Consider the following 9,240-nt stretch of genomic DNA (forward strand, 5'->3'; position numbering starts at 1 on the left):
TCGTAAGCGCTGTTCCGCTCCCACCTTCCTGCTGAATCCGTAATCTGCGATGCGCCCTTGTGTGGAGATTTGCACGGGAGGTGTCCTTGGGAGTCCATCGGGAGCGCAGTATGGAGGCCGTTGGGTTTGTGGAGCTTCTGGCGGCTCCGGCGGCCAAGCGGCGATGGTCTGACGAGGCGAAGGGCCGGATGGTGGCGGAGACGCTGGTGCCAGGCGTCACGGTGAACGAGGTGGCGCGTCGGCATGGATTGAAGGCCAACCACCTGTCGTCCTGGCGGACGCTGGCTCGGAAGGGCAAGCTGGTGGTGCCTGAGGTTGCGGGGGCAGAGTTTGCAGCGCCCGTGGCGTCTCCGCTGGCGGTCGCGGCAGCGGCAACGACGGCGTCGATTGATCTGATCGTCGGGACGGTGACGGTGCGGCTGAACGCAGCCACGCCTGCGGCACGGGTTGCGGAACTGGCTATGGCGCTGCGGGCCTGCTCATGATCTTCCCGTCGAACCGGGTGCGGATCATGGTTGCCACGAAGCCCATCGACTTCCGCAAGGGTCACGACAGCCTTGCCGCGATGGTGAAGAACGAGCTGCGCAAGGATCCGTTCACCGGAACGGTTTTTGTCTTCCGGGCCAAGAAGGCGGACCGGCTGAAGCTGCTCTACTGGGACGGCACCGGTCTGGTGATGGCCTACAAACGGCTGGAGGAGCACAGCTTCACCTGGCCTGCGGTAAAGGACGGACTGATGGTGATGAACCACGCGCAGTTCGAGGCGCTGTTTGCGGGGCTCGATTGGCGGCGGGTTCGGGCCATCGCGGCGAAGGCCCCCGAAGCCGTGGAATGAGCCGTTCAAGGCTGCGGCAGGATGACTCATCGTGCTCTTTCCAGAGGCATAGGCCATGGCGGTTTGGTAAAACCCGGCCATGCCGAATGCCGCTGATCTGCTTGAAGAAATTGCTGCGCTGAAGGCGATGCTGATCGCCGCGGAAGCGCGCGACCTTCGCAAGGACGAGCGGATCGCGCGGCTGGAAAAGCTGGTCGCGGCCTTCAAGCAGGCGGTCTTCGGCCGGAAATCGGAGAAGAGCAATCCGGACCAGTTCGAGCTGGCGCTGGAAGACCTGGAAACGGCTATGGCAGTGATCCATGCCGAAGAGGATGCCGAGGATCGCGCCGCCAAACGCCCCGCCAAACCGCGTGCCGCCAACCGTGGTGCATTGCCGAAACACCTGCCGCGCATCGAAGAGGTCATCGAGCCGCAGAGTCTGACCTGCGCCTGCGGCGGCTGCCTGCATTGTATCGGGGAAGACGTCTCAGAGCGGCTCGACATCGTGCCCGCCCAGTTCCGTGTCATTGTCACCCGCCGTCCCAAATATGCCTGCCGGTCCTGCACCGATGGCGTGGTTCAGGCGGCGGCCCCTGCGCGGCTGATCCCGGGCGGGATGCCCACCGAAGCCACAGTCGCCCATGTGCTGGTCAGCAAGTATGCGGATCATCTGCCGCTCTACCGTCAGGCCCAGCTCTACAGCCGCCAAGGCGTCGATCTCGACCGCTCCACCCTTGCCGATTGGGTTGGCCGCGCTGCCTTCGAACTCCGCCCCGTCTACGACGCGCTGATGGCGGACCTGAAGCGGTCCACCAAGCTCTTCATGGACGAGACCCGTGTCCCAGTCCTCGATCCGGGGGCGAGAAAGACCAAGACTGGATACTTCTGGGCACTGGCTCGCGACGACCGACCCTGGGGCGGCACGTCACCACCGGGCGTGGTCTTCACCTATGCCCCCGGTCGGGGCGGGCAACATGCCGAGCGGATATTGCAGGGCTTCGGCGGCATTCTGCAGGTCGACGGCTATGCCGGATACAACCGCCTGATCGCAGCGGACAGGATCGGTCCGGGCATCCAGCTCGCCTATTGCTGGGCGCACGCGCGTCGCAAGCTGATCGAGATCACCCGCACCGGATCCGCGCCGATTGCCGAGGAAGGCGTGGCCCTCATCCGCGATCTCTACGCCATCGAGGCCGAGATCCGCGGCAGTGACCCTGTCACCCGCCTGTCCGTTCGGCAGGATCGCTCCGCCCCGATCCTCGCGCGCCTCGATGACTGGCTGACGCCCCATCGCGCCCGGGCCTCGGCTAAGTCCCCATTGGGCGAAGCGCTCACCTATATCGCCAAATACCGCGACGGCCTCGGCCGCTTCCTCACCGATGGCCGCGTGGAGGTCGACAACAACACCGTCGAACGCACCATCCGCCCCATCGCCCTGAACCGCAAGAACGCCCTCTTCGCGGGCCATGACGCCGGAGCCGAAAACTGGGCCACCATCGCCTCGCTCATCGAGACCTGCAAAATGAACGGCGTCGACCCCCACGCATGGCTGTCTGCCACACTCACCGCCATCGTCCAAGGCCACAAGCAAAGCCGGATCAACGACCTGCTCCCGTGGAATTACGCCGCCACCGTGTGATCGGCACACCGCTTACGACTTTTCCATGCGCAGTTGTGCAGTCTCTCACCTGCGTAGAGCAGGTGGAATATCAATCTGTGCTTTGCTCGCCGTCCTGCCGCTCAAGCCACTCAGCCAGAACGCGCCGTACAACCTCTGGCCGTGACGGTAAATCTTTCTGACTACGCCGGTAGTCGTCTATCGCTTGTAACATCTGGCGGTCCATCCGGATGTTCAACGGTTCAGTGTCGACTTTCGGGCGCCCCATCTTGGCCATGACGAATCTCCTGAAAAAATTTGTTGACTACATGGCGTCATAAAGTCATATTGTCAAGCGTAGCGGGAGCTCTGACCTTCCCGCCACGCTCTAACCACACCGATCATTAGGAGATCGACGATGGCTGACAAGCTCTGTACCACGCGCCGGGGCGCGGATGAAACCGCGTACTTCAAGCACTCCCCGACGTCGGGACATTTTTCACACTTTGTCGCCGCTCTCGGTGTCGCGATTGAAGCCGAACGCGACATCGAGCACGGGTTGTGGTCCGACCCCGCATTCGACCACTGGCTGGCGGAGGCCGAAGCTGCGTGGCAGACGGCAACAGACCTGTGCCGTGCAGCATTCGAGGCACCGGCCACTCGCCATAGCGATGTGCCGCTGCAACGTTTCGCACGTCACCTCCACTGGACGATCGGGTGCGAAACTCAAGCCGAGCTCTCCACCGCCCGCCAGATCATTGCCGGCCATCCACACCTGTTCCGTTGGCGCGGTCATGACCCGGAAGCCCGCCGGATCTCCCAGTTGCTCGCGCGTGCCCGCCAACAATTCGACGAACTCTGCGACCTCGACATGCTGAACGGGTTGGAGGCCCCGAGCGACGTGACTGTCGATCAAGCCGAACCTGCCCCCGAGCTGTTCGCCGCATAACTCTCCCAGTTCTTCGCCTGGCACCGCAGCAGCTCTCGCCTCGACAGGCCAGAGGGCGGCGCAGCCATGCGCATGCTCATATTCCTCACATTCCCGTCGGAGGTCGTGAAATGACTTATTCTACTCACAGGACGATCAAGCCTAGCCCCGCACTGCCGTATGTTCTGATCGGCAGCCCCGGGACCAAACTCTACCTACCGCGTGGATCGAGGAAGGTGAGCCCTCGTGACTGGGCAAAGGCTTACCCTGGCCCAATCCATCGCCATTGGCGCGACTTGGCAAATGAAAAAGGGTTCGACCTAGTCAAGCGGATCCGCAACAAGGATCACATCGCGCTGAAATGCCATCGCTGCGGAGCCCTCACAGCGCAGAAGCTCTACACCATGCGCAAGGCACAACCTGCCTGCGCCGCATGTCAGCACACGAGCATCGAGACCAACGCACGAATTGCCGGGTTGTCATTTCTGGGATACGATCCGGAAAAGCGCCATCGCGGCCTCTTCCGTGCGCCATGCGGACATGAGGTTGTTCGGCAGTTCGGCTTGGTGCAGCGTATTGTCGAAGGCCGCTGCAGGCTTCGGTGCGAAACGTGCCACAGCGCGAAAGAGCAGGAAGAAGCGACCGTCCGGGGATGGAAGCTCCTGGGCGCTGATCCTCAAGGCAATCAGAACTACCGCCTCTACCGGCACGCATGTGGCGCTGAGCAACGCATCGCGCGGGCAAACATGCAGAGCGGCCGCTTCGGCTGTCACGGCTGTGGAGCAACATGGTCGGCGGCGCAAAGCTATCTCTACGCGATCCGTCTGGAGCTGCCGACCGGCCTCCGGGTCATGAAGCTCGGATTCTCGCGCGACCCGCACTCGCGCCTGCAGCATCAACTTTTGCTCAAGCCGGGGATCCAGGCGGAACTGCTCCAGACCATTCAGCAAGCCTCCGGTCATGCCGCCATGTGCCGAGAGAAGGCCCTGCACCGGAAGCTGAAAACCGAACACCCCGACGCGCCGGTCCCCGCTGAGCATTTCCGGGACTGGCTTTCGGTCAAGACCGAAATTTATGGGATCGAATTGGAACGCATCATCCTCGAGCATCTGAACGCGATCCCGGAAGATTGCGACGCTTAGATCGCATCCCATTCCGGGATGCGTCAAACGCGTCCCGGAACGCGACATCACTTCCCCTCATTGTTCCTCGAAATCTGAGGGGAACAAGCATCAGACCTTCTCCTCGATCATAAGACACAGCCGATCTTCTCCGGATAACCGCTGATCCAGCGACCGAAAGCCGCCGCTGGGTTCCGGATGGGCGTCCGCCGGCATCCCTGAACCGTTCGGCGAACTTGTCCGGGATGCCCGCGCCCAAACCTTGACCTAACAAATCGATGTAAGTGGAGACGCCCATGACCACCTCCTCCCCCTCGGCCCCAACCTTCCCCTCAAAGAATGGAGGCGCGGAGCGCCCCGTGTGGTGGGCCTTCGCCCGCCACTGCATCGCGCGTATGCGCGAAATCGAACGCGATCTCGCCCATCTCGAGCGGCGCGCCAGAGATGGCGACGACCAGGCGATGGACAGCCTCCTCGACTACGAAGGTGGCGATACGGCCACGCCGCCCTCTCATACGCGACCGGCGACGGGCGGGGTCTCAGTCGCACGCTTGATGACGGAGGCGACACCCTGTCCACTCCTTTCCCCGGAAGAATGGGACACTATTCTTGCCGCAGGTGGAGATCCCTTCGCCACCGCCGCCGACGGCAACAGCCTGCCCGATGTCGCGCTGCCCATTCCGGACCTTATTCTTCTCACGCGGCTGGCCGCGACATTCCGGGACGAAAGCGGACTTCAGGAGAGCCTCCATCCGGGAGCGGTCACGATCATCATCGGCCTGGAGCCGAGCCTGGGGCTCGGCAAACTGCTGACGGGAACGATGCTGCCTGCTAACTGGAACACCTTCAGTCGGGCACCTCGGACGGCAGCGCTCCCGGTACTGCAACTTCCCGAACGCCCCCCGTCGGGCAACGAGCTCGAGCGCTGCCTCTATCTGCACGCACCAATCCTGCTGCCTGTGAAAAAGAGAGAGGACATCCCACCACTTCTAACCTCAACCGCATGCGGCACTCGTGTTCTGACGCTGGCGGAGATGAATGCTGACATCCTGATCGCGATGCTGACGGCCAGTCACAGCGCGACGGGCCAGATCAATGAAGACGCTGTGCGATCCGCATTGCCCGGTGACGCTGCGCTGGCCGCTCTCGAACCCGAACAGCTCGCCGTCGCCTATCGTGCCCGGACGGCGCCAGGCGTGGCAAATCGGATTCGGGTCATGCTCGGTACTTCGCCCTCCCCGGAACCTCAGCCCCAAGTACCAGACATTATCGACATCGAGGGCTCGACGCCTGCCCATCGGGCAGCCCAACACGCCGTAGAAGACCTCAAACTGTGGAAAGACGGCAAAATCGCATGGACCGAGATGCCCCGGTCACTTCTGGTTCACGGCGCACCAGGAACCGGAAAGACCTACTTGGCGCGACAAATGGCGACCACCGCTGGTGTCGACCTGGTCGAGGGCAGCTTCGCCAACTGGCAGGCAGAGGGCCATCTTGGGCAGATGTTGTCGGCGATGAGGAAATGCTTCGATGATGCGATCTCGCGGGCTCCCAGCATCTTGTTCATTGATGAGATCGATGCGGTCGGCTCGCGCTTCGGCGGGGACCAACACGGAATGAGTTACCGGGCACAAGTGGTGAACGGCTTTCTCCAGCAGATCGACCGGCTGACCGTCACTCCCGGCGTCATCCTGGTCGGCGCCTGCAACCAGTGGGACCGTCTGGATCCCGCGATCACCCGACCGGGCCGCTTTGACCAGGTCGTGCAGATGCCGCTCCCATCCTGTCTGGACATCACCCGGATCCTTGCGAAGGGGGTATCGGAAGCGCTCAACCCGGACGATATCCGGCAACTCGCGCGACAGGCGGTCGGCAAGACGCCGGCGGAGATCGATGCCGCGGTCCGGGCAGCGAAGGCCGTGGCGCGTCGTGCCAAGTCGCCACTCTCCACTGACTTCCTCCGCACCCAGCTCGGGCTGGCCAAGACCGATCCCAAACTGCTCCACAGGATCGCCGTGCATGAGGCGGGACACCTCCTGGCCGCCGAATGTCTCGTTCCGGGTTCTGTCTCCAGAGTCTCGATCTCTGAAAAGGGCGGCCTGACCGAACGTATGATCGCCCTGCGGCAACTGACGGTCGAGGAGATCGCGGCCGAATTGGTCATCCATATGGCCGGTCGCGCAGCCGAAAGGCTGCTGATCGGCTCCATCTCGGGCGGAGCCGGCGGAGATGCGCGTAGCGACATCGCCCAGGCCACCGCGCTTGTCCTAAGTACGGATCGTGAGCTGGGGCTCGGAAAGAATGGTGATGCCTGGTTGGGCGCCGCCGACATGCGCCGGCTGACCGAGGGCGAAAAGCAGCGCATCCGCGCGAAACTCGCGCAAGCCACCACCCGGGCTGAGAGGCTTCTGCAACCGCATACCGCCAAGCTGACTGACCTCGCAACGGCGCTTATGGAGGCTCGCGAACTCCAGAGGGCGGATCTGCAGCGCCTGCTCGCCGACCTCGCACCACCGGGGACGAACATCCTTGAGTGAGTTGGGGCCCTCGGTAACCGCTTGCTCACCAGGAAGAATCCGGTACCTTCACCCTGTGCTACAACTGTAGCACAAACCTGTAGCACAGACGACGGCCCACGCAGCACCTTACCCAGTCTTATCAATGACTTACGAATCGGGTGAATTTTGCTCCGCGCCCTACCGCCGGAGCCAAAAATCCCTGAAAATACAGAGATTTATGAGCAAGCCCCCGCAAAGGGGTTTTTCTCGTTTTGCGGCTGGGGCACACCGGGGGCACAGAATGCTATCTGCAAACGGATTGCAGATGCCCCCCCCCCACGCGCGCGGATCAGGCTGCATGCCATTGACGCAATCGAAAGCCGTCAGCGCTGCCTTCTGTCAGATGGGTCAGAATGGCGATGTGGCACCAATCCCGCAAAGGCCCTTGCTGAGAAAATCGGACAGGCTCCGGTCGAATGCCGCGTGACGGACAAGGACCGATACGGCCGCTTCGTCGCCAAGTGCTTCCAGCGGGGCCAGGACCTCAATGCCTGGCTGGTGGTGGCAGGCTGGGCGGTCGCCTATCGCCGATATGGGAAGGACTATGTTTCGCAGGAGAGCGAGGCCAAGGCCGCAAAGCGGGGCATCTGGGCCAGCCAATTCGTGATGCCCTGGGACTGGCGGCGTGGCAAGCGCTAGGGCTGTGCCTTCGGTCTGATTGCCCTAGAGAGCCCAGAGAGGGCGCTGGAGCGCCCCTCCGGCCGTCTCTAGGCTCTCCTCATTGCAGGGTCCGTTAGGGGCGCGGATGGTCAGCCGGTCCTGCGGGTGTCTCCTGGCCGAACGGCGCTGAGCACGTCGCCGCCGGCTCTATGGGCTGATGCTGCGCCCAAGAAAATGTGCGGCCGGCCCAGAACCGCCGTTCCCGGGGCCGCCCGCCGCTGCGCTGCTGCTTCCCTGAACAGGTCATCCATTGTGCAGCGCAGTATGGTCTGGCAGGGTAAGACCACCGTGAGCGCATGGGGCTATGATGAAGCAGGACCGCGCCCTTGCCGACCTGATCGCCGATCAGGTGGACGCCAAGTTGAAGGCTAATTCCGTGGAGTGCCCCCATCGAGTAGTCCAGTTTGAATGTTAATGCATGGTCGGCCTTTGGTCTATCGGGACGATGCTCTTCGGCGCTGGGGGCCGGTAGCCCAAAGAGCTGTGCGGTCTGACCGTGTTGTAGTGACGTCGCCAGCGTTCGATGAGGATCTGGGCCTCGCGCAGCGTCGTGAAGACCTCGCCATTGAGCAGCTCGTCCCTGAAGCGGGCGTTGAAGCTCTCGCAGTAGCCATTCTCCCACGGCGATCCCGGCGAGATGAATGCGGTCTTCGCGCCTACGGCCCCGATCCAGGCACGCACCTTCTTGGCAATAAACTCGGCTCCATTGTCCGACCTTATGTATTCCGGCGGCCCGCGCAGGATGAACAAATCCGTCAAAGCATCGACCACATCCGTTGAATTGAGCTTGCGTTTGACCCGGATCACCAGCGCCTCCTTGGTGAACTCATCGATGATATTCAGCGTGCGGAAGATCCGCCCGTCGTGGGTCCGGTCCTGAACGAAATCATAGGACCACACGTGGTTCGGGCGTTCTGGCCTTAGCCGGACACACGAGACATCGTTCAGCCATAGACGACCCTTCCTGGGCTGCTTCCGTGGGACTTTCAGCCCTTCCTGCCGCCAGTTCCGCGCGACCCTCTTGTGGTTCACATGCCAGCCACTGTTGTTCAGCATCCCGGTGATCATGCGATATCCGTATCGGCCGAACTCTTCGGCCAGCGCGATGATATCCTCGGTCAGCCGAATTTCGTCCGGCCGACCACAGGGCACTTTGCGCTGCGTAGAGCGATGCTGACCCAATGTGCGGCACACCCGGCGCTCCGATACGCTGAGGGTCTGCCGCACATGGTCAATGCATTGCCTGCGGCGGGAAGGGCTTAGAAGTTTCCCCGTGCGGCCTCGGCCAAGATCATCTTGTCCAAGGTCAGATCAGATACGGCGCGACGAAGCCGGGTATTCTCGGCCTCGAGCTCCTTCAGCCGCTTGAGCTGGTCGCGGCTCGTCCCCCCATACTGCTTGCGCCATCGGTAGTAGGTCTGAACCGTCACGCCGATCTGGCGCACAGCCTCCTGGACCGAACTCCCTTGGCCTTGTAGCACTTCAACTTGCCGTAGCTTCAGCACGATATCCTCGGGCTTCTCGCGTTTGCCTGCCATCTCGGCGTCCTCCTGAAAACGGGA

At 62.6% G+C, this 9,240-nt stretch carries 9 protein-coding genes; 7 read left to right on the plus strand and 2 right to left on the minus strand.

From position 1 onward, the window contains the following. The first annotated feature begins 110 nt into the window (after positions 1-110). The 3 genes from G455_RS26550 to tnpC all read left to right on the plus strand — a co-directional run bounded on the left by G455_RS26550 (position 111) and on the right by tnpC (position 2,453). A complete protein-coding gene (locus G455_RS26550; protein ID WP_035366754.1) occupies positions 111-485 on the plus strand; it encodes a transposase in 375 nt (124 codons plus the stop codon). Then, on the plus strand, positions 482-835 hold the full coding sequence (gene tnpB, locus G455_RS26555; protein WP_028094226.1) for an IS66 family insertion sequence element accessory protein TnpB: 354 nt from the start codon (positions 482-484) through the stop codon (positions 833-835). Before G455_RS26550 ends, tnpB begins: the two co-directional genes overlap by 4 nt. 79 nt (positions 836-914) lie before the next feature. Beyond that, positions 915-2,453 carry an IS66 family transposase gene (gene tnpC, locus G455_RS0121510; protein ID WP_028094227.1) on the plus strand — a complete coding sequence of 513 codons (1,539 nt, stop codon included), beginning with the start codon at positions 915-917 and terminating at the stop codon, positions 2,451-2,453. Positions 2,454-2,523: 70 nt separating this feature from the next. Here the strand turns inward: tnpC and G455_RS25080 are convergent, their stop codons facing one another. Continuing rightward, positions 2,524-2,709 (minus strand): ribbon-helix-helix protein, CopG family, encoded by a 186-nt coding sequence (locus G455_RS25080; RefSeq protein ID WP_035367178.1) that lies wholly within the window; start codon positions 2,707-2,709, stop codon positions 2,524-2,526. 120 nt (positions 2,710-2,829) lie between these two features. Between G455_RS25080 and G455_RS0121520 the strand changes: the two genes are divergently transcribed. From G455_RS0121520 to G455_RS26240, 4 genes are all read left to right on the plus strand, one after another. After that, positions 2,830-3,360, plus strand: a complete 531-nt coding sequence (locus G455_RS0121520) for a hypothetical protein (protein ID WP_028095527.1) — start codon at positions 2,830-2,832, stop codon at positions 3,358-3,360. Between the two features lie 215 nt (positions 3,361-3,575). Continuing rightward, the gene (locus tag G455_RS26560) at positions 3,576-4,481 is read left to right on the plus strand and encodes a hypothetical protein (protein WP_028095528.1); all 906 of its coding nucleotides are present in this window, start codon (positions 3,576-3,578) and stop codon (positions 4,479-4,481) included. 275 nt (positions 4,482-4,756) lie between these two features. Further along, positions 4,757-6,997: an AAA family ATPase gene (locus tag G455_RS25085; protein ID WP_084437161.1), complete on the plus strand. Its 2,241-nt coding sequence runs from the start codon at positions 4,757-4,759 to the stop codon at positions 6,995-6,997. 147 nt (positions 6,998-7,144) lie between these two features. Next, entirely contained in the window at positions 7,145-7,657 is a 513-nt protein-coding gene (locus G455_RS26240; RefSeq protein WP_161629415.1) for a thermonuclease family protein, read from the plus strand. Positions 7,658-8,089: 432 nt separating this feature from the next. Here the strand turns inward: G455_RS26240 and G455_RS0121545 are convergent. Next, positions 8,090-9,216, minus strand: a protein-coding gene (locus G455_RS0121545; RefSeq protein ID WP_154664455.1) for an IS3 family transposase whose coding sequence is annotated in 2 segments (ribosomal slippage) — positions 8,090-8,952 and positions 8,952-9,216 — 1,128 coding nt in all. Because the reading frame shifts where the segments join, the coding sequence is not laid out codon by codon here. Positions 9,217-9,240: the final 24 nt, after the last annotated feature.

Origin of the sequence: Pseudodonghicola xiamenensis DSM 18339 (genome assembly GCF_000429365.1) — a bacterium.
In the GTDB taxonomy this organism is placed as follows: Bacteria; Pseudomonadota; Alphaproteobacteria; order Rhodobacterales; family Rhodobacteraceae; genus Pseudodonghicola; species Pseudodonghicola xiamenensis.